Annotated in this window: 20 protein-coding genes; 17 read left to right on the forward strand and 3 right to left on the reverse strand. The window is 38.5% G+C overall.

Features of this window, described 5'->3' with window-relative positions; all coding sequences use genetic code 11:
• Positions 1 to 190 precede the first annotated feature (190 nt).
• Together PVV60_RS05345 and PVV60_RS05350 are read right to left on the reverse strand one after the other, a co-directional pair.
• Positions 191 to 388 (reverse strand): EexN family lipoprotein, encoded by a 198-nt coding sequence (locus PVV60_RS05345; RefSeq protein ID WP_273723712.1) that lies wholly within the window; start codon positions 386 to 388, stop codon positions 191 to 193.
• Between the two features lie 1,092 nt (positions 389 to 1,480).
• Entirely contained in the window at positions 1,481 to 2,206 is a 726-nt protein-coding gene (locus PVV60_RS05350) for a hypothetical protein (protein WP_273723682.1), read from the reverse strand.
• Between the two features lie 398 nt (positions 2,207 to 2,604).
• Between PVV60_RS05350 and PVV60_RS05355 the strand changes: the two genes are divergently transcribed.
• The 13 genes from PVV60_RS05355 (at position 2,605) to traG (ending at position 15,299) form a co-directional block, all read left to right on the forward strand.
• Complete coding sequence (locus PVV60_RS05355; protein ID WP_273723683.1) at positions 2,605 to 2,925, forward strand: TrbC/VirB2 family protein; 321 nt, start codon at positions 2,605 to 2,607, stop codon at positions 2,923 to 2,925.
• Positions 2,926 to 3,234: a type IV secretion system protein VirB3 gene (locus PVV60_RS05360; protein WP_273723684.1), complete on the forward strand. Its 309-nt coding sequence runs from the start codon at positions 2,926 to 2,928 to the stop codon at positions 3,232 to 3,234. It begins immediately after the preceding gene.
• A 22-nt stretch (positions 3,235 to 3,256) separates the two neighbouring features.
• A complete protein-coding gene (locus PVV60_RS05365; protein ID WP_273723685.1) occupies positions 3,257 to 5,611 on the forward strand; it encodes a VirB4 family type IV secretion/conjugal transfer ATPase in 2,355 nt (784 codons plus the stop codon).
• On the forward strand, positions 5,608 to 6,093 hold the full coding sequence (locus PVV60_RS05370; RefSeq protein ID WP_273723686.1) for a type IV secretion system protein VirB5: 486 nt from the start codon (positions 5,608 to 5,610) through the stop codon (positions 6,091 to 6,093). The genes PVV60_RS05365 and PVV60_RS05370 overlap by 4 nt, the downstream gene beginning before the upstream one ends.
• Positions 6,080 to 7,066, forward strand: coding sequence for a type IV secretion system protein (locus tag PVV60_RS05375; RefSeq protein ID WP_273723713.1), 987 nt, complete (start codon positions 6,080 to 6,082; stop codon positions 7,064 to 7,066). Before PVV60_RS05370 ends, PVV60_RS05375 begins: the two co-directional genes overlap by 14 nt.
• A gap of 209 nt (positions 7,067 to 7,275) precedes the next feature.
• Positions 7,276 to 7,590, forward strand: coding sequence for a type IV secretion system protein VirB7 (locus tag PVV60_RS05380; protein ID WP_273723687.1), 315 nt, complete (start codon positions 7,276 to 7,278; stop codon positions 7,588 to 7,590).
• A complete protein-coding gene (locus PVV60_RS05385; RefSeq protein ID WP_273723688.1) occupies positions 7,544 to 8,248 on the forward strand; it encodes a virB8 family protein in 705 nt (234 codons plus the stop codon). The genes PVV60_RS05380 and PVV60_RS05385 overlap by 47 nt, the downstream gene beginning before the upstream one ends.
• Positions 8,245 to 9,111, forward strand: a complete 867-nt coding sequence (gene virB9, locus PVV60_RS05390; RefSeq protein WP_273723689.1) for a P-type conjugative transfer protein VirB9 — start codon at positions 8,245 to 8,247, stop codon at positions 9,109 to 9,111. The genes PVV60_RS05385 and virB9 overlap by 4 nt, the downstream gene beginning before the upstream one ends.
• Complete coding sequence (gene virB10 / locus PVV60_RS05395) at positions 9,104 to 10,264, forward strand: type IV secretion system protein VirB10 (protein WP_273723690.1); 1,161 nt, start codon at positions 9,104 to 9,106, stop codon at positions 10,262 to 10,264. Before virB9 ends, virB10 begins: the two co-directional genes overlap by 8 nt.
• Entirely contained in the window at positions 10,261 to 11,331 is a 1,071-nt protein-coding gene (gene virB11, locus PVV60_RS05400; RefSeq protein ID WP_273723691.1) for a P-type DNA transfer ATPase VirB11, read from the forward strand. The genes virB10 and virB11 overlap by 4 nt, the downstream gene beginning before the upstream one ends.
• A gap of 65 nt (positions 11,332 to 11,396) precedes the next feature.
• Positions 11,397 to 11,612, forward strand: a complete 216-nt coding sequence (locus tag PVV60_RS05405; protein ID WP_273723692.1) for an antitoxin VbhA family protein — start codon at positions 11,397 to 11,399, stop codon at positions 11,610 to 11,612.
• Positions 11,613 to 11,622: 10 nt separating this feature from the next.
• The gene (locus PVV60_RS05410) at positions 11,623 to 13,257 is read left to right on the forward strand and encodes a BID domain-containing T4SS effector (RefSeq protein WP_273723693.1); all 1,635 of its coding nucleotides are present in this window, start codon (positions 11,623 to 11,625) and stop codon (positions 13,255 to 13,257) included.
• A 125-nt stretch (positions 13,258 to 13,382) separates the two neighbouring features.
• Positions 13,383 to 15,299 carry a Ti-type conjugative transfer system protein TraG gene (gene traG / locus PVV60_RS05415; RefSeq protein WP_273723694.1) on the forward strand — a complete coding sequence of 639 codons (1,917 nt, stop codon included), beginning with the start codon at positions 13,383 to 13,385 and terminating at the stop codon, positions 15,297 to 15,299.
• A gap of 658 nt (positions 15,300 to 15,957) precedes the next feature.
• On the opposite strand, the gene PVV60_RS05420 is transcribed toward traG, so the two are convergent.
• Positions 15,958 to 16,107: a hypothetical protein gene (locus tag PVV60_RS05420; protein ID WP_273723695.1), complete on the reverse strand. Its 150-nt coding sequence runs from the start codon at positions 16,105 to 16,107 to the stop codon at positions 15,958 to 15,960.
• A 249-nt stretch (positions 16,108 to 16,356) separates the two neighbouring features.
• Here PVV60_RS05420 and PVV60_RS05425 point away from each other — a divergent pair, with 249 nt between their 5' ends.
• The 4 genes from PVV60_RS05425 (at position 16,357) to PVV60_RS05440 (ending at position 20,801) form a co-directional block, all read left to right on the forward strand.
• Positions 16,357 to 16,557, forward strand: a complete 201-nt coding sequence (locus PVV60_RS05425; protein ID WP_273723696.1) for a hypothetical protein — start codon at positions 16,357 to 16,359, stop codon at positions 16,555 to 16,557.
• Between the two features lie 10 nt (positions 16,558 to 16,567).
• Complete coding sequence (locus PVV60_RS05430; RefSeq protein WP_273723697.1) at positions 16,568 to 18,166, forward strand: BID domain-containing T4SS effector; 1,599 nt, start codon at positions 16,568 to 16,570, stop codon at positions 18,164 to 18,166.
• A gap of 313 nt (positions 18,167 to 18,479) precedes the next feature.
• Positions 18,480 to 19,646 carry a BID domain-containing T4SS effector gene (locus PVV60_RS05435; protein WP_273723698.1) on the forward strand — a complete coding sequence of 389 codons (1,167 nt, stop codon included), beginning with the start codon at positions 18,480 to 18,482 and terminating at the stop codon, positions 19,644 to 19,646.
• A gap of 324 nt (positions 19,647 to 19,970) precedes the next feature.
• Positions 19,971 to 20,801 carry a BID domain-containing T4SS effector gene (locus PVV60_RS05440; RefSeq protein WP_273723699.1) on the forward strand — a complete coding sequence of 277 codons (831 nt, stop codon included), beginning with the start codon at positions 19,971 to 19,973 and terminating at the stop codon, positions 20,799 to 20,801.
• Positions 20,802 to 21,143 lie beyond the last annotated feature (342 nt).

Raw genomic sequence — 21,143 nt, forward strand, 5'->3', positions numbered from 1 at the left:
ATCATAATCCTCAATCTAACAACGTTGAAACAAACAATAGGATTGCAAATATAATTTTGGAAGCTCATCTGAAAGATCAAAAATGACAAAAATTTCCGTTATAAAAATTAAAGAAGCAACTATTCGTTGAGCCGTAATTTCTTTATTTGAGAATTTTTATATCATACTTTACTATTGAGATTCATGATCGTTAAAACGCATGATCACGGTCTGTAGAATCAAGCTTTGGCGAGAAAAACATTTCAGTATCTGCTTGTAAGACATTTTGACAATTTTTAGATTCCTTAACAACTTGTCCTGAAAGAAAACACTTCTTTCCCCATTCTTCCCTTAATTTTGCATCTTTCTTAAAATCTTCTACGCTATAGTTTTTTTCACAACCCCACAGCGAATAATAGAGCCATGCATAATAAAATAATTTTTTTCATTTTACCCCTCTTTAAATACCTTATCTGTTAACATCATCCCCCAAATTGGTGTTAAGTTTTCATACTGTATGAGAAGACAGCCTTACTATCACTTACTTGCTTTCAAAGTGAGCACTCTGAGTAAAATAACGTAAGAAGAACTCACAACAGCCATCGTATGAGTTTGTCATAAAATATAATGAGAAGGAAAAAGCCCAAACTGAGTAAAAATGACAAAATTAGAAGACTCACTAATGTTTTTTTCCAACTGATTTCAAATAGTGACATTGCGATAGGAACCGCGCCCCTCACCCTATAGAAAGCCTATGAGCATTATAACGCTTAGTATCACGATCAATAGACTACAAAGCCATTACAAAAAAGTATGAGCTCTTTTTACCTATTCGTATGTTGATTATTGTTTCCCCCATTGAATGCTTAAATGAAAACATCTTGTAATATATAGAAAACAATCAACAATGCAAATCATTTTTACGAAGATTTCTTCGTGTAGAGTCTGTTTGAAATCCATCTTTTAGAAGTCTGAATTTAGAAGCAGATAATTATGAAAGCTTTTCAAGGAATGCAACAGGTTGATCACTTTTAAAGAAGTAAAAAAAAACGTGATCCAATCTTGAAGACAAAATTCTGACGAAAAAACTTTTGTTATGAATTCTTTTAAGGCATTGTAAAATATGTTATCCGTTATATCAAATGTTACGCCATTTTGGGATCTGTTCATTTTTCACTTTTATTAACTCCGCTCTAGAAATCCGTTTCTTGAGCGTTTTTTATCGTCTCACTTTTTTCTTCAAACACAAGTACTCAAAAACGCTTTGCCACCAACAATGAAATTTTCCTGCTTTTATAAAACACATAAGTAAAAACAAAAGAGAGATTTTGAGAGCATCCCTCCTTGAAAAGGGAAGTATCATCCATTTACTTCACAAACGAAAATAATCTCACGGTTTATTCAAATTTGCCCCATAGTCTTTTGCCCTATGCTCTGGTGCAATTTTATTGATAAAGTTTTCTCTATAAAAGATTTAAGTAAATATGTTCGTTAAAACCAATCACGGATTTGCAAAGGGATTGTAAGACCCATTATCTCGCCGCCATTTTAAAGGTTCAGTGAAATCACTTGACCAAAGACCGATCTTGTTGTTGCGTGCTTTTTCTTCTGCATAATGGTACTGGGTTGGAATAGGATTTTTCCCCTCTTTTGAGAGTACCAACATACCTTCTGTAAGACCTGCCTCAGCTAAATCAACCCCTTGAACAAAACATTGCGCATAATAAACACCATTGTGCATCAGAGCCTGTTTACAGGATAAATCCTGCCCAAGTGTTTTGGTGACAAGCCAAGCCGTTGTAACCGCACCACAGGGCCATTCTTGATCATTTAATCGTGCTTTTTGACGTGGTGCACATGTGTCTACACCATAAAGATGAATATCACGGGTGATATATGAGCGCCAAGATTGTGCAGCAGGCGTCAGTAATTTAAATGTAACCCCACTTGTAACAGAGGCCTTACCATGAAAAACAACAGCATTATTTGCAACATCATTTAATGAAACATTCTTCTGCAAATCGAGAGCTGGTTCATTTTTTTCTAATTGCTGTTTGGTGGTAGATTTGCCCAACTTCTTTTCTTCTCCATAAAGATGGACAATATCTTGGATATCTTGCATCTCAAATGTTTTAAGAATGCTAAAATCCATTTTATCTTTATATTGACTTAATCCCCACACTATGGAACCCATAATGTAAACAATAACAATCAATTTAAATAGCATTTCTTAATACGCTCGCTCAAAAAGTTCATTGTTTTTCTATCCTTTCATATTATTTATCAGCAATCCCCTTGTTTTTAAAGAAAAAATTCAAATATCTGTGTTGCATATTAACTACATTTTGTAAAGAATAACATTCCTTCTTGCATTGTTTTAATATTGTTGTCTTTACAAATGAGTACAACTTAAAATTGCCATTTTCATGTAACACAATCGCAGTTTGAAAAGACTTCTGTCTCTTTAAGAAAAAGAGTTTGAGAGTGAGCAGATCCACTATCAAGGCTTTTAAAACAAATAAATGAGGAAAATTTAACTGTCATCAAATGACAGCATTCTTCAGTTTCTTAGAGGCAATGGAATGTCGACATATGAACAAATATTATTTGTTAAAGAGAGGTAAAATGACAGATAATAGATTCCAAAACATCATTTTTATCGTAACCATGCTGCTTTTTACGGCAGTTTTTGTATCTGATCTTTCTTATGCTGCTCCTGCTGCTAGTGGAGGTGGTTTCGGAAATCTTGATGGTGTTTTAGGTAACATTGTCGCAATGATGACGGGTCCAACGGCAAAGCTTATTGCAATTATATGTGTTGCTGCTGTGGGTATTGGCTGGATGTACGGCTTTATTGATTTACGCAAAGCAGCTTACTGTGTTCTGGGGATTGCTATTGTTTTTGGTGCTCCCGCTCTTGTCGGTAAATTAGCGAGCACAGCATAAATGAACGAAGATACTCTTTTCCTTGCCTGTACGCGCCCAGCCATGTTTGCTGGTGTTACAATGGAAGCGATGGCGCTCAATGTTATGGCGACATCCATTCTTTTCATTTTAACGAGTGATTTTACCATGTTTGGTCTTGGGATCGGTATACACTTTATTTTGCGAGAGGTGACAAAGTATGACCACAACCAATTTCGCGTATTATTTGCATGGCTCAATACCCGAGGAAAACAAAAAAACCTCAACCGATGGGGAGGAGGTTCAACCTCCCCCCTGCGCCTTATCCGCACTTATAAGGAACTAAGCTGAAGGAACGAAGCTGGTGAAACAGATGTCAATAATGAAACGGGAAACTTTACCTGAAGAATATATTCCCTATATACGCTACATCAACCAACATGTCATTGCTTTAAATTCACGCTGTTTAATGGTTGTGATGGCTCTTGAGGGTATAAATTTTGACACTGCGGATATTGATCAATTAAATTCTTTACACAACCAATTAAACACCCTTTTAAAAAATATCGCAGATGAACGGGTTGCTTTATATTCCCACATCATCCGCCGCCGTGAAACGATATACCCAGAAGGTCATTTTCTTTCATCTTTTGCAACAACATTAGATGAAAAATATAAAAAGAAAATGGTTTCGCAAGAACTGTATAGAAATGATCTATTTATTTCACTGCTTTGGAATCCGGCAGCGGATAAAACAGAAAAGCTGGTTTCATTTTTTCAGCGCTTGAGCAAAGCGAAGAAAACACAATCTGAACCCGATGAGGAAGCTATTCGTAAACTCGAAGAGTTAAGTCAAGATCTTATGCAAGGTTTGGAAGAATATGAAGTCCGTCTGCTATCAATCTATGAACATGAAGGTATCTTATTTTCCGAACAAAGTGAATTTCTCCACCAGCTAGTGGGGGGAAGACGTGAACGTATTCCTCTCACCTTTGGAACTATTGCTTCAACGATTTACTCGGATCGTGTTATTTTTGGGAAAGAAATTATCGAAATTCGCCATGAAAGCAATGAACGCTTTGCTGGTATGTTTGGATGGAAAGAATACCCTTCTAAAACACGCCCTGGTATGACCGATGGTCTGCTTACAGTACCATTTGAATTCATTTTAACACAATCCTTTGTCTTTAAAAGTAAGGCGGCCGCCAGTGTGATTATGAGCCGCAAACAAAATCAAATGATCAATGCGGCTGATCGTGCTAGCTCACAAATTGATGCACTAGATGAAGCGTTAGATGATTTAGAATCAAACCGTTTTGTTTTGGGTGAACATCACATTTCTTTAGCTGTTTTTGCTGATCATCCCAAAATATTGACTGAGAACTTATCAAAAGCACGGGCCCATTTAACCAATGGCGGAGCCGTGATTGCCAGAGAAGATCTAGGATTGGAGGCAGCATGGTGGGCACAGCTTCCTGGAAACTTTAGCTATCGTGCGCGTTCAGGCGCCATTACCAGCAGAAATTTTGCCGCTTTATCGCCCTTCCATTCTTTCCCCGTTGGCAAACTGAATGATAATGTTTGGGGCGCTGCTGTCGCATTACTAAAAACACAGGCTGGTTCACCTTACTATTTTAATTTTCATTATGGCGATCTTGGCAACACGTTTGTTTGTGGTCCATCGGGATCTGGTAAAACAGTGATTGTCAATTTTCTTCTTGCACAATTACAAAAGCACAATCCAACAATGGTTTTTTTTGACAAAGATCAAGGAGCAGAGATCTTTGTACGAGCTGGAGGAGGGAAATATAAACCTTTAAAAAATGGGCAACCAACGGGTATTGCTCCCTTAAAGGGCATGGAATACACTGAAAAAAATAAGATCTTTCTTCGTAATTGGATCTTAAAGCTGGTGACCGCTGAAGGGCAAATCGTAACAGAAGAAGAGCGACAAGATATCGCCAAAGCCATCGATGCCTTAGAAAACTTACCCCCAACACAGCGCTCTCTTGGTGCCCTTCAACTGTTTTTTGACAACACATCCAAAGAAGGGATTGCCATACGGCTACAACGCTGGATTAGAGGCAATGATTTAGGGTGGGTTTTTGATAATGATCAAGATGATCTCAATTTAAATGCCCAGTTCATTGGATATGACATGACCGATTTCTTAGACAATGAAGAAATTCGGCGCCCCTTAATGATGTATCTCTTTCACCGTATTCTTGATTTGATTGATGGGCGACGCATCATTATTGTCATTGATGAATTCTGGAAAGCTTTGGAAGATGATTCATTCAAAGCTTTTGCGCAAGATCGGCTAAAAACAATCCGTAAACAAAATGGCATGATGCTCTTTGCAACACAAAGCCCTAAAGATGCTTTGAACTCAACAATCGCGCACACAATTATTGAGCAATGCCCTACCCAAATATTTTTTCCAAATCAAAAAGCAAATTACAATGATTATGTCGAAGCTTTCAAACTTACTGAGCGTGAATTTGAACTGATACAGTCAGAGTTAAGCAGAGAATCTCGCCGTTTTCTCATCAAACAAGGACAAAGTTCCGTCGTTGCAGAACTTAACTTACGTGGAATGAATGATGAGATCGCCGTTTTAAGCGGCACAACAAAAAACATTGAACTCATGAATGAAATTATCAACGAATATGGAGCTGCCCCAAACAAATGGCTGCCCATATTTTATCAAAGGAGAAAAAATCAATGAAAAAATATGGCTTAGTTACACTGTTATCTTTTTCTTTTATTTCTCATGCAATATCACAAACGACACCCGATGCCGATGAATATTATAAACAAGCACTCGAGAATACACAAAAATTAGATGCTGCAAAATCAGAAACAGCTGAAACCGTTTATAAGACTGCAACAGATACTGCAAAAAAAATTAAAGCAATAAGTCAACAACTTGAAAATATTAAATCAAAATCAGACACAAAACCCGAAGAATTGCAAGTCCTTCGACAAGAGCTTCAAGTAAAACTTTCTCTTCTTCAAGCGGATATTCAAGTGGCTTCTTTAAAACTTCAGTCTCTTGATATGATTCAGGCAAGAGATACGAAAACAAAAGACGAAATGCGTGAAGAAAAGGAACAACAAAAGCATAAACATCTTGAAGCACAATTAAAAGAAAAAGAAAAACAATTAAAAGAAAAACTTGAAAGTACGCGTACAAATGTCAGACTTTAGTTTTTCTCCCTTTGAAAGCGTTTCTGGGTATATTTTAAACCCCTTAGATAATGTGATGGACACAACGGTGAGTGGGCTATCTTCTGCTATTTCAGCGCCCTTAAATCTCGCCGCAATCATTTTTATCTTTCTTTATGGCTATAATGTTATGACGGGTCGCGTTGCACTTTCTATGCATAGTCTTCTCAATAATGTTGTTAAAATCGTTGTTGTAACAACAATGGCAACGAATGCAGATACATTTAATACTTATGTCAAGGATATTTTCTTCAATGATTTATCCAATGCTATTGGGAATGCGCTTAACAGCAATCCTGCAAGCTCCAATGTTTTTGATTATATTTTGTTAAAAGCAAGTTCGCGCTATCAAGAGGTCTTATACAATGCTTGGTTTTTTGAAAAGATCATTGTGGGTCTTCTTGGTTCTATCATGCTTTTAGCCGTTATTCTTTTTTGTATAGGTGGTTTTATTGTGCAAATGTTTGCACAAGTTGCACTCGTCATGATTATAGGTCTTGGGCCTCTATTCATTAGTTTGTATTTGTTCAATGCCACACGAAAATACACCGATGCATGGATTACAACTTTGATCAATTTTACCATTTTACAAGTTCTCGTGATCATGCTTGGAACAATTATATGTCAAGTTATCCTACAGGTTCTCAAAGTTTCATATGAATCAATTTACGTTCTTTTCCCCCCTGTCATCGTCATTTCGATCATAGGGGTTATTATCTTCCGTGCGCTTCCAGGTATTGCAACAGCGCTGTCCTCTGGCGGACCATACTTTAATGCTGGTGTTTCTTCAGGAGGACAGGTTTTCACAATGCTTGCCAATAGTGCAAGAACGAGTGGTAACGCAATAAAAAGTGCCACTTTACAAATCGCAGGAGCTGCCGGTAACGCTTCTAAAGGTGCGGCAGGTGCGGCGGCAAAAGCAGGAAGATCTGGAGGTAGTCGTGGTCGGTTTTAAGATAAAGCACCTCTTTAAAAGAATAAGCATTTTTGTTTTTTCCTTGCGTGCGCCCTTTGGCGCATGCACCATGATCCTGTTCCAGATAAGACCTAACATCTTGGGTCTTACAACAAAACAATCAAAATCTTGCATCACATAAACTTGTAAAAGTGTTCCGAATAAAGGCTCTCATGCATTGTATTCCAAGATATTTGTGAGTTCAAAAAATGAAACGAAAAATAACTTTTGTTATGGTCCTAACAATCGCTCTTACTGGTTGCGCCTCTTTGAGTGGCCCTAAAAAACCACCACGCTGTAATGGCAAACATACACGTGCTTTAAATAAAGATAAGTGGAATTGGGACAATAAAAACGTTGTCCACCCAGAAAATAGCATAAAGCCTGTTACCATTCCCATCATTCTCAATACTTTGGAAAATGAAAAAGCATCAGCCAATTTGGCACTCAATACAGCTTTATTAAAGCCGGTTATTCATGAAGCACTATCTGATAAAACTGTGGAGGTTATGCGTGAAAAGTGATGCCCTTGAAGAATACATAAAAGAAGCGCGGTCATTTGACATTGATCGCATGCATAGCATGCGCGTGCGGATGAAAGTTTCCATGGCTTTAACAGTGCTTTTTGGATTGATGACGATTGCGCTGGCTTTAGCTGTCGCAGCTTTAACGCCTTTGAAAACGGTAGAGCCTTTTGTTATCCGCGTGGATAACTCAACAGGCATTATTGATACTGTAAGCGCCCTAAAAGAATCCCCTAACGACTATGATGAAGCGATAACGCGTTATTTTGCCAGCCAATATGTTCGTGCGCGTGAAGGTTTTCAAGCATCAGAAGCAGAAAACAATTTTCGCTTAGTTTCTCTTTTATCTTCTCCAAAAGAACAAAACCGTTTTGCAAAATGGTATGCGGGCAATAATCCAGAAAGTCCGCAAAATATTTATCATAATATGATTGCTACGGTCACAATCAAATCAATCTCTTTTATAAGCAAAGATCTTATCCAAGTTCGTTACTATAAAACGGTCAGAGACTTTAATGAAAAAGAAAATATTTCCCATTGGGTTTCAATCTTAAATTTTTCCTACGTAAACGCACATATTTCAACGTCTGACCGTCTTATCAACCCACTTGGTTTTCAAGTATCGGAATATAGATCTGATCCAGAGGTGATAAAATGATCAGACTTTTACAAACAATCTTTTTAATTTTTACGATCACTCTCAGCTTTCACACAGTCCTCTCATTTGCGGAAACAGCGCCTGTCAGTGCACGTAAAGATAACCGCATCAGATTTGTCAATTATGACCCTTACAACGTTGTACAAATCATTGGCTCCATTCGCTCTTCAGTTCAGCTGGAATTTGCCGATGATGAAAACGTGACCTATGTAGGAATTGGAAATTCCGTTGCTTGGCAAGTTGCGCCGGCTGGTCACTTTGTTTTTCTCAAGCCACGTGAAGTCCAACCTGTGACCAATTTACAAATTGTCACAAGCCGCCAAGATGGCACACAACGCTCTTATCAATTCGAGCTGCAAGTCCGTGAAGGCGATGTTTCAGCCGGCAATGAGACGTATTTCTTGGTAAAGTTTCGTTATCCAGAAGATGAAGCCTTGCGTAAAAAATTAGCCGAAATAGAGAAAGCAAAACAACGTGAAGAAAACTTTGTCAATGATATTTTAAATATCCATGAAGATTTTGGACCACGCAATTGGGCTTATGAAGCCCAAGGCTCATCCCTCATTGAACCTGCTTCTGTCTATGATAATGGGAAAACAACAACCTTTACTTTTTTAGGCAACATTGAAATCCCTGCCATTTACATTGTATCGCCTGATGGGCAAGAAGCGCTTATTCCCAAATCGATTAAAGGCAACAAGGTTATTGTTCACGCAACAGCTGCACAATTCACGCTACGGCGTGGGAATGAAGTATTGTGCATCTTTAATAAAAGGTTCGTACCAGAAGGAATTAACCCTGAAACAGGTACGACATCACCATCTGTACAACGTAAAATGAACCTAGGAAGCAGCCATGAATAACACCGTGGATGAAAAAAGCATTAATGATCGCAATACCATAAAAAATGCTCAAGGGAAAAGTCAACAGAATAATGTGGGGAAAGCTATTGCTCTTATTATTCTTTTCAGTGTCTGTCTTTATTTAGCCTATTCAACACTTGTTACAGACAAAAAACAACCAATTGAATCTTCAAAAGAAGGAACAGTTATAAAACAAACAGAGCTTTTTCGCCCTGCAAAGCCTACCCCTCCCCCCTTTGAACAACCCCAACGAAATAACGCTCTATTGCCAAAAGTCGAGCTACCAACACCAAACATCAATCAATTAAATTCTGATAACTCACTGCTGGAAGCAGCACAACGTGCTCCTGTATTAGCTTATGCCAGTACACAACAAGGCAAAATAGATTCACAAACAAATAATGCTGCTTTGCCTCACCAACTTGAAAGCAAACCTGATGAAACGACGCAACGTTTTAATCATCTTCTCAAACCCACAGTGCTTGAAGGTATTCGTGCTTCAACCCTCGGCAATCGAAACTACATCATCGCGATGGGAACTTCTATCCCTTGTATTTTAGAAACAGCCATCAACAGTGATCAACAAGGTTTTGCCAGTTGTATTGTCTCCAGAGATATCTTATCAGACAATGGTCGTGTTGTCCTTCTTGATAAAGGCACCCAAATTGTTGGTGAATATCGCGCCGGATTGAAAAAAGGTCAAACACGTCTCTTCGTGCTATGGAATAGAGCAAAAACCCCCAATGGTATCATTATATCCTTAGCTTCACCTGCAACAGACAGTTTAGGACGTTCTGGTATAGATGGAGATATTGATAACCATTGGCTCGAGAGGATTGGGGCTGCACTTCTTGTATCACTGATAAAAGATGCGACAAACTATGCCAATAAACGTTTATCAAAAAACCAGGAAAAAGAAGAAACTGAAACAATCTCTTCAGGACAAAACGTCGCAAACATTCTCGTAGAAAATTACGCCAATATTCCTCCAACATTATCCAAAAACCAAGGGGAAATGGTGAATATCTTTGTTGCCCGCGATTTAGATTTTTCCAGTGTTTATAAATTGAAAGTCATTGAAAACAAAAAACAAATTATCAATCGAGCTGTTTCAAGAAACTTTTACAAAAATTCGGCGGTAACTTTAGAATGAACTCAAATTTACATACCATGAATGATGAAACAGTTGCGATTGTTCTCACAAAACTTGAACCTATTAGTGCTTTTTTGAAAGATGATAGTCTTTTTGAAATTGTTATCAATCGTCCCTATAAAGTAATGACGGAAGGGTTTGATGGATGGAAAACTATAGAAGCACCAGCTCTCTCTTTTAATGAGCTTATGGGGATTGCGAAAGTTGTCGCGTCCTATTCCAAGCAAAACATATCGGATAAAAACCCAATATTATCAGCTACTCTGCCAGGTAATGAGCGTATTCAAATTGTCATTCCGCCAGCTGTTGAAAAAGACACGATTAGTATGACAATTCGTAAACCATCATCGCAGAGTTTTTCTCTCGAAGAGCTTGCAAATAAAGGCCTCTTCTCGCTCTGTGAACAGATATCTTTCACGCCATTAAATGATTATCCTTCTCGTTTTAACGAACTCAAAATTATCGAGCATAACTTAGCTCATGCCTACTGTAATAAAGACTTTGTCTCCTTTTTAAATCAAGCTGTAAAATGCCAAAAAAATATTTTAATTGCAGGAAAAACTGGTTCGGGTAAAACAACATTATCAAAAGCATTAATCGCCAAAATTCCTCAAGAAGAGCGTATTATCACCATTGAAGATACACAAGAATTGGTGATACCACACCCGAACCATGTCTCGATGTTCTATTCAAAAGATGGACAGGGCTTAGCCACTGTTGGACCCAAAGAATTGCTTGAATCATCTTTACGCATGCGTCCTGATCGTATTCTTTTGCAAGAACTTCGAGATGGTACAGCCTTTTATTATATCCGCAATGTCAATTCAGGTCATCCAGGTTCCATTACAACAGTTCATGCCTCAACAGCCCTTGCAGCCTTTGAGCAAATGACCCTTTTGGTCAAGGAAAGTGAAGGCGGTGGTGATTTAGAGCGTGATGATATTCGAGGACTGTTGATTTCAATGATTGATATCATCATCCAATGCAAACGAGTTGAAGGAAAATTTAAGGTCACAGAAATTTATTACGATCCCTTTAAACAACGAAACATCTTTGGAGGAGACTAAAAGAAGATCACACCGGCTGCCAAAGGCTCTTTTCAAGCAACGATTGCACATAAAAGGAAAAATGCATGAAAACCACAGCAACAGAGAACAGAGAAAATCTTTTATCGATGACAGTGGAAGAATTAAAACAACGCCGTGAAGCCGTTGAAGCAGCCATTAGCACCCATGCAATAGAAGGCATAACGCTACATTCCAAAACGCTGAAAATTTTAGAGGAATACGCAAAGGGGAATATTTCACTAGAGGAATTTAACACTCTGATGGACAACACGACATTATAAGGAGGACACAATGCCAAAAGCCAAAGCAAAAACAAAAAATATGCAGACAATTTCTCCCCATCATTATGTCTATCCAAACACCACAACACTCAAAAATAAATATGGAATAAAAAACTTAAAATCCTTTCTGGAAAAATGCTCGCATGATACAGCAAAAGCAATGGTGAATCTGCGTGAAGACCCCCTACCAGAAAAATTTGATAGCTCCTATCTATGCTCTATTCATTATCAGTTGTTTAAAAATACCTTTGAATGGGCTGGTCATCTTCGCCACCTCCCCTTTACATTTGAAGATGGCACTACAGCCGCCATGCCCGAAATGAAAAGAACAGGATGGGAAAATCCTTTTGCACTCGGTGATGAAATCCAAGACGGTTTACAAAAATTAGATCAAACGCTTGCCGAAAAAGATAATTTGCAAGGCTTAACGCGCGAGAAATTTAACGCTGAAGCGATAAGCTTATTTAACGCCCTTAACCAACTTCATCCTTTCAGAGAAGGCAATGGACGCACACAACGGGTCTTTTTTGAAAATCTTGCTCAAGCAGCAGGGCATCAGCTTGATTTTTCACTTGTTACAAAAGAACGCATGATGCTCGCCAGTGTTGCTGTAGCAGAAAATGGTGATCTAGAACCTATGCAACATCTGTTTGAGGATATCTCCAATCCCAATAAAATACTTCTTTTAAAAGAATTCATGAGCAGCATGAAAGAACTTGGACGCAATGTGAATGATCGTCCTGTGATGATAACAAAGGAAGGTAAAACTTACACGGGCACCTATAGAGGTGCTGGTCTTAACAGCTTTGCCTGCAATGTAAAAGGAGCTTACATCATCGGCAATAAAGAACAGCTCACACCAGAACAACTCAAAACATTAAAACCCGGTGATAAATTTACCTTTAGCGTTCCCAAAACAAAAGAGCTTGAAAGCATTCTCATTCCAGAAGAGAGATTAGCCCCTTTGACAAAAAATGAAAAAGCCAAACTGGTTGCAGAAGATTCTTGCGTCCACACAAGCCTAAAACAGGTCCAACAATTGGCAAAAATTGTTTATGGTAGTGCAAAAACATTAGATAAACAGATGGTAGAGATCATCAAAAATCCAGGCTTAGGCCAACAGCTCGCCAACCAGATTGAAAGAACACCGCACTCTATTTCTCATCTTGCAGGTTTCAGTTTATGTGGACTACAAAATCAGGCACGTGCGAACGCTAAAAATCATCTTGAGATGCTCTGTACTGCCGTTGCAAATTTCACGCACGCTGTAAAATATGCGGAGAAGGAAATTACTCAAGAACATGCAACAGAACAAAGTCGCCGTGCAAAAACGGTAGAAACGCCCAGTCAAAGCTTGCAAGACCTCTTCGCCTTGCCAAAAGGATTACAGCAAGAAGCTTTAGCAAAAAATCCTTTACTTCAAAAAGAGCTTACCAACTTTGCAAAAAGCATTAATAGCCGTCTCTCAGCAACTGAACATAAAGCAGTCCAAAATAATGAGTATAAAACATTGGCTCAAAGCATTGGTGTATCAGAAAATAAAGCCAAACAAATTACACAAATTATTAAGCAAACCAAAGAAGTACACCAGCACGCACAAGTATGCACAATGCACCGTTCCAAAGCATTCGCTATGGCCTGCTAAGAATAGATAAAACCTTCCACCTTCATTGAAAAGGAGGAAGAAATGAAAACTGTTTGGCGTTATCGGTGCTTTTTCAAAAAAGAGCTTTTCGCAGCATGTTCTGATAGAATTGAAAGTAGAATATAATGAAATATACCAAAACACAAATGGTGCTTATTTTAACACCGATCGCTTTAGGTGCTTTAACGATATTCCTTGTTCCTCATTTTTTGTTGTTTATAACAAATGGACTAAAGAGCAATCAAATTTATTGGACTCTTCGTTCTGAGCCTTTATTAGTCTTAGCACTAACGGCTGCTGTTTCATTGTTGTATAGTCTCTCGCAAAAACTGCACTTACGTAAAATAATCGCTTTTGTCTCCGTTGTCTTTTTTGGAACAACCGCTCTTTACTACATTGGTGGTGAAATAAAACGTTTAAGTCCCTATGTTGGCCAACAAGGAATAACGTGGAGCTATGCGCTTCAATTCATGGACCCCATGATTGTCTTTGGCATCATCATTGGTGGTTTTCTTTCCATCATTCAATTCGTAACAACCTCTCCACCTAAAAATAAGGTCAAGCGTGCAAAAAAAGGTGTTTTTGGTGAATCCGCATGGATGAATTTAAGGGAGGCAGCAAAAATCTTTCCTGCCAATGGGCAAATTGTTGTGGGTGAAAGATACCGTGTTGATCAAGACAATGTGTGCAAAATTCCCTTTGCACCTGGCGATAAAACAACATGGGGAAAGGGTGGGATAGCCCCTTTGCTAACTTTTAATCTTGATTTTGGTTCAACCCATATGATCTTTTTTGCTGGTTCTGGTGGCTATAAAACCACAAGTACAGTAGTTCCCACGTGTTTAACCTATCCTGGGTCTATTATTTGTCTTGATCCTTCAACAGAAGTTGCCCCAATGGTCAAATTTGCGCGTCAAAAGATGGAAAATAGAAATGTCATTGTTCTCGATCCCAATTCATTTTTGACAAAAAATTTTAATGTCATCGATTGGCTTTTAGATGATAGTGTACCACGCACACAACGCGAAGCGAATATTGTAAGCTTTTCCAAGTTGCTTCTTACAGATAAAAAATCAGACAATTCTTCAGCGGAATATTTCTCGACACAAGCTCACAATCTGTTAACAGCTCTTCTTGCTCATGTTATATTTTCTGACGAATATGAAGACAGCGAGCGCAATTTAAAAACATTGCGTGGCATTCTCTCTCAATCAGAAACAGCTGTTGTTAATCAATTACGTATGATTCAAGAAACAACACCTTCTCCTTTTATTCGTGAAATGGTTGGTATTTTTACAGAAATGGCAGAGCAAACGTTTTCAGGAGTCTATACAACCGCATCCAAAGACACTCAATGGCTTTCTTTGTCCAATTACGCAGATCTCGTCTGCGGAGATGATTTTTTTTCCTCAGATATTGCAAATGGCAATACAGATGTTTTTCTCAATCTCCCCGCAAGTATTTTAAACAGTTATCCAGCTATTGGACGTGTGATTATTGGCGCCTTTCTCAATGCCATGGTTACAGCAGACGGTAACTATAAAAAGCGTGTTTTATTTGTCCTAGATGAAGTTGATCTTCTAGGCTATATGAATATTTTAGAAGAAGCGCGCGATCGTGGGCGTAAATACGGTATATCCTTAATGCTTTTTTATCAATCCTCTGGTCAGTTGGTCAATCACTTTGGAGAAGCTGGAGCACGTTCATGGTTTGAAAGCTGCTCCTTTGTCAGCTATGCTGCCATTAAAGACTTCCAAACTGCCAAAGACATTTCAGAACGCTGTGGACAAATGACTGTTGAAGTAACCGGAACAAGCAAATCAAGAGGCTTATCTTTAGGAAAGAGTTCATACAACGTCAATTACCAACAAAGAGCTCTGATTTTACCTCATGAGGTAATTCAAGAAATGCGTCAAGATGAACAAATTATTCTTATGCAAGGTCACCCCCCTTTGCGATGTGGTCGCGCCATCTATTTCAGAAGAAAAGAAATGTTAGCCGCAGCTGCAAAAAACCGCTTTGCCCCACAAAAGAAAAACTAACCTCCTCTTATGAGATCTTGACTATGAAAAGAACAACCACAGAAACAACATACATTTCTGTTTTTTAAAAGCCCGTTAACAAAAAGTTTTTGACCGCTTCCTCACACATAAGAAAAACATGATAGAAAAATCTGTGTTTTTTTCTTTTTGTATTTTGTGTATCGTTTTACCAGCGCCCATCGTCTTATAAAAATACCCTCTCCTCAAACCACCGATAACTAAACCAACATCTCCACTTGGGAAAGGCTGTAAATACATTCCTACAAAGCCTTTTTGTGTATAATTTATTCCCTACAAACAACCAAAACATTTCACACAGCTAATCACCAATATCAAGACTCAAGAAAAACAAAAATTTGATCTTTGAGACAAGAACTCTCAAAATACCCACACTCAAGAACATCGTTTTTTCGCAAAAACATTTAAGATATACATCAAAATGAATAAATCATTCTTATACAAGCTTCCCCCTTTACGATATCATAAAGTGTTCTATTTTAAAGATAAAGCGCTGAAAAAAGTTTTCTCCCTAAGCAAAGAAAGAGTTTCCTCTCTTATGAAGCTTACAGCAGCGCAATACAATAAGAGCAACAATACAGAATAAAAAACATTTTGTTTTAAACATACATAAACAAGATGTCCGTATGGCAAGATATTCTTATGAAGCAATAAGAAAAACATCATGAAGAAAAACTTGATAACTGCTTTTGCCTATAAATTCACCACTCTGAGTACTGTGTATGAAAAGGACCAACACCATTCGCAAACCAAGGGCGATTGCATCCACCGTATCCACGATCTTTATCAAAGCGCTCTTGCAAACAACTTTGTTAAAGGAAAAAACAACAATTTTAAGCAGCATTTTTCTTTTTGACCTCTTCCTTACACCTCAAAGAATAAAGGTTTTATCCAAAGTCAATTTGTAGAAAATTCATTTTCTGGCCACTCATGGGATTCATATCAGCGCCCTCAATACCTGTATTTTACAGTACAAGATAACAAACATAAGGAAACATCAGAAAAGCTTTCCAAAAGTAAATGAAAAAAGAAAATATACATGAAAACAATCACAACAGAACATTTAGCATTTCTCACACCAAAAACATTTCAAAAGTATCACAAAACGATTGATACAACCATTCATACACTTGAGGGAAAAATACGACCAATCATAACACCAAAAATCTCAAAAGAATACGCGAAGGGGAATTTTTCACATGTAGCGTTTAAGACGCTTATCAACCACCACCCTACCTAGGAGAGATTATATGTTAGAGCAAAATTATCTATATAAAGGTACCCTAACACTTAAAAATAAATATGGCATAAAAGACTCCCAAAAACTGTATGAGCGCTGTGCTCATGATACCGCCAGAGAAGCCGTCAATTTTCGCCATGAACCACTTCCACAAAAATTTGATTCCACTTATTTAAAATTAATCCACTGGAGCCTCTTCCACAAAACTTTTGAATGGGCAGGACAAACCCGCGATACATTCTTTACATTTGAAGACGGCACCTCTGCACATATGCCGGCAATGCGTCCCAAAGGTTATGAAGTTCCTTTTGCTATTGGTCCACAAATAAAAAAAGAACTAAAACAACTCGAAAAAACACTGAGCGAGAAGAACAATTTAAGAGGTTTATCACGCCAAGAATTTGCTGAAAATGCCGCTGAAGTTTTTATGGCGCTCGAGCACGCGCATCCTTTCAGAAAAGGGAATGGGCGCGTAAATCGAATGTTTATGGAAAAACTTGGACAAGCAGCAGGACATACCATTGACTTTTCTTTCATCACAAAAGAACGCATGACAGCAGCTTGTATTGAAGCCATGCAATATAGCAATCCCCAACCGATGAAAGATCTTTTTGAAGACATCACGCATCCGCAAAAGTCTCTTGTTTTAAAAGAATTCATCTCCCAAATGAGAAATGCTGGACTGGATGAAATTAACAATCGTATTGTTGTTGCCGCAAAAGAAGGGATCCCCTATGACGGCATCTTTAGAGGTTTTTCAGCAGAAGGTTTTGTTATGGAAGTAGAAGGTGCTTTCGTCGTTGGCCACAAAGATGATCTCCCCCCAGAACGCGTCAAAACATTACAAAACGGTGCCCGCCTCTGCTTTCAAAAAACCAACGTTCAAAGCTTAAAAGAAACACTGATCCCAAAAGAGACATTAGCACCTCTCACCCATGAGAAGTTATTCACGAGAACTTTAAATGATCCTTATGTTGAAGCATGCCGAAAACAAATCGAAAATTTATCAAAACTCGTTTATGGTAAAGCCCGCGCCTTAAAGACAAAAATGGATATCTTAATGGCAGATCCAAGCTTAGGAAATCAGTTTGCCGATGAGATTTTACAAAACCCTCAATCCATTTCTAAACTTTCAGGAAGAAAAATACTTGGCATGAAAAGTCCAAATCGCAGACAAGCAGAACAAACTGCTCCACAACTCAGCCAAGCCCTTAAAAATTATGCCATAATAACACAACAAACAAAAGAAGAAATTTTAGAGCAACATCAAAGAGAACAAAATCGTCTGAGCCACACTGTCGAAACACCTAAAAAAAATTTACAAAACCTGTTTGCCTTACCAAGAGAACAACAAAAGGAAGCTTTATTGCATTCTCATTCATTGCGACAAGAACTCCATCACTTTTCGCGCCAACTACACAATCGTCTCTCCTCAGAAGATCGTAAAGCCATACAAGAAAAAGATTATACCAGACTAGCTTGCCTCCTTGGAACATCGGAAAGCAAAGCAAAAGAAATTGCAAATACTGTAGAGAACACAAAAGAAGCACAATATCAAGCCCGCAGCTTGAAAGTTAGTCGCTCTTCATCGCTTGCTCTTACCGGCTAAAAACGCGTGAACTTTTGCCTTCCAGCAGACTCTTGGCGCAAATCATTTTACCTCCATTGCGCTCACCAATTGTTTTAAAATGTTACAAAAAACAGTCCTAAAAATGAATCCTGTAATTTACTATAACTTATTGATAATATTTCATAAAAAAACTGTATAAAAGACATAAATGTCCACTATATGTCAATGTGAATAGCGCGAAATCTTTGGAGGTCATTCAATTCGATATCTTCCTTATGTCTTGAAGTTATCAAAAAGTGAGGAATGCGCCAAAGCCAAAGAGGTTTTCTAAAAATATTGAAAGGAAACAGCCATGAAAAAAAGTCACCCAACCGCTTCTACCAATGTAGAGAGACTAAGTCGACAAGTCGACCAACAAAACCTAGGAGCTCCTAATGTAGAAGACCTCTACGCAAAGGTTAATAAACAACCTAAAGAACAGCGCAACCCACAACAATATACACTTCAACAACCACCAGAAACGGTCTATGCTCCCCAAAAGCCACTTGACCAACAAAATCTAGGAGCTTCTGGTGTAGAAGAGCTCTACGCAAAGGTTAATAAACCACCCAAAGAACAGCGCAACCCACAACAATATACACTTCAACAACCAGAAGAAACAATCTATGCTCCCCAAAGACCACTAGGAAATCCCTATGACAGACTTGGTGGGATACCAAGTGATGGGCGACGGACTAACAGACTCGTAGATCCCTATAAAATAACAGATCTGGAAGCGCAAGGTTGGCAAACGTCCCCCTACGACACAGTTGGTGGAGGTGCACAGGGTGGACGACATCCCCATGAACCAGAACATATCTATGCAGAGCTTGAAGTTAGTGAAAGTGGTGGGCGCTTTCCCCAAAGATCACTCGAATCTGTCTATGCAACGGTTGGCATGGGGGCTGAAGGCGGACAAGAGTCCGAACGGCTAGAAAATCCTATCTACCAAGGCGTTGGCGGAAGCAGAATCTCGCCTCCTAGAACCACAAAAGATGTGGTTACAACAAGGCTTTTACAAAATACAAGCTTTCAATATGGTGTAAGAGAAATCCAAGAGCGATGCAAAGTTGTTTATGGTAACGAGCATGCTTTGAATGGACCACTTGCGAAGATCCTTGATGATCCTCAAAATGCAGAACAAATCTTATGGAACCTTGCAGAAAATCCTCAAAGCGCTGGTAAACTTGCAGGTCACAAAATACTTGGTGTAAAATCTCCAAGCCGCAGAGAAGCTGAAGAGGAGTTTACCCACCTTTGCTCAGCTCTTGAGAGACATATACATAATACACAAAAGCTCCATAAACAGTTTACACATGAACATGAAAGAGGTCAAAAGTACGAAAGTCCAGAAAGAGATCCAGAACACAGACATCACCATCATCGTCGTCATCACACAAGAGGACAAGAACAAAATAGTCCAGAGCACAGTCCACAACGACCAAGACATGCCGAAAAAAGAATGGCTTTTGCCATGTAAGTAAGCCCCCATAAAAGTACATAAATTTTTCTTTTTCATTGAATTTCTTGGCGCAAATCGTTTCATTGCGATTGCGCCAAGAGTTGTTTTAAAATATTACAAAAAATAGTTCTAAAAGTGGGCCCTGTAATTTATTATAACTTATTGATAAAATTTCATAAAAAAACTGTATAAAAGACATAAAGGTCCATTACACTGCCCCTGAATAGCGCAAAATCTTTGGAGGTCATTCAGTTGGATATCTTCCTTTGTACAAAAGTTATCAAAACTAAAAGTGGGGAATGCACCAAAGAGGTTTTCTAAAAATATTGAAAGGAAACATGCATGAAAAAACATCATCCACACCCTTCTGCAAATCCAGAAGTCCTCTATGCAACAGTTAATAAACCAACCAGAGGAAACCAGCGCACACCAACCCCAGAAGAGGAAGTTCTATATGCATCTGTGAGTAGCACTGCTGCCCCAAGAGCTAGACACCAACATCAAAGGAGAGAAGATCCTGAAACAGACTATACAGAGGTTGCTCCCCCAAAACGCGAAGCTGAAGTTACATACGCATCCGTGAGCAGCGCTTCTCCTTCAAGAGGTAGACACCATCATCAAAGAAGAGAAGATCCTGAAACAAACTATACAGAGGTTGCTTCACAACAAAGAGGAAGACCTTCATCTTCCCTCACATCTGAGCAAATAACTGTCATACTTTTAAAAAATCCACATGTCCAAGCATATGCAGAAGAGATCGTGCACTGGGGTAAGGTCGTTTATGGCAATGACAATATTTTCCAGACGCATTTGCAAGGAATACTTACAGATCCCAGTAAAGGAAAAGAGCTTTCAGATCAACTTGCTGAAAATCCGGAAAGCGTTGGGAAACTCGCTGGCCGCCAAGCACTTGGCTTAAAAAATCAAGCACGCAAAGCAGCTGAAGAAGGTTTTAAACCACTCGTTGATGCCATTGATGGTTATACAAAGGCTGTAGAAAACGCAACAGAGAAGTTATCCCAAACCCCTCAAGCGGAGCAAAGACGCCGTCAAGAAAATTCTCAGCAAGTTGAAAGACACCATCATCGTCATCATCACACAAGAGGACAAAACCAGGAGAGTCCAGAGCACAGCCCACAACGACAAAAACACGGTATGGCTTATGCCATGTAAGGGGATATAAGCATAAAGACGATAGTTGTTATTTTTCGTTTAATCTCTTTTTCAGTGAGTTTCTTGGCGCAAATCGTTTCATTACGGTTGCGCCAAAAATTGTTTTAAGATGTTACAAAAAAGAGTCCTAAAAATGGATCCTGTAATTTACTATAACTTATTGATAAAATTTCACAAAAAAACTGTATAAAAGACACAAAGCTCCATTACGATGATCATAAATAGCGTAGATCTTTGGAGACCACTCAATTTTAATATCTTCTTATAAAAACCATAAAAGTATAAAGGGCGAGAGTGTGCACCAAAGAGGTTTTCTAAAACAATTCTTGAAAGGAAACATGC

Origin of the sequence: Bartonella sp. AU18XJBT (assembly GCF_028618595.1) — a bacterium.
Classification (GTDB): Bacteria; Pseudomonadota; Alphaproteobacteria; order Rhizobiales; family Rhizobiaceae; genus Bartonella.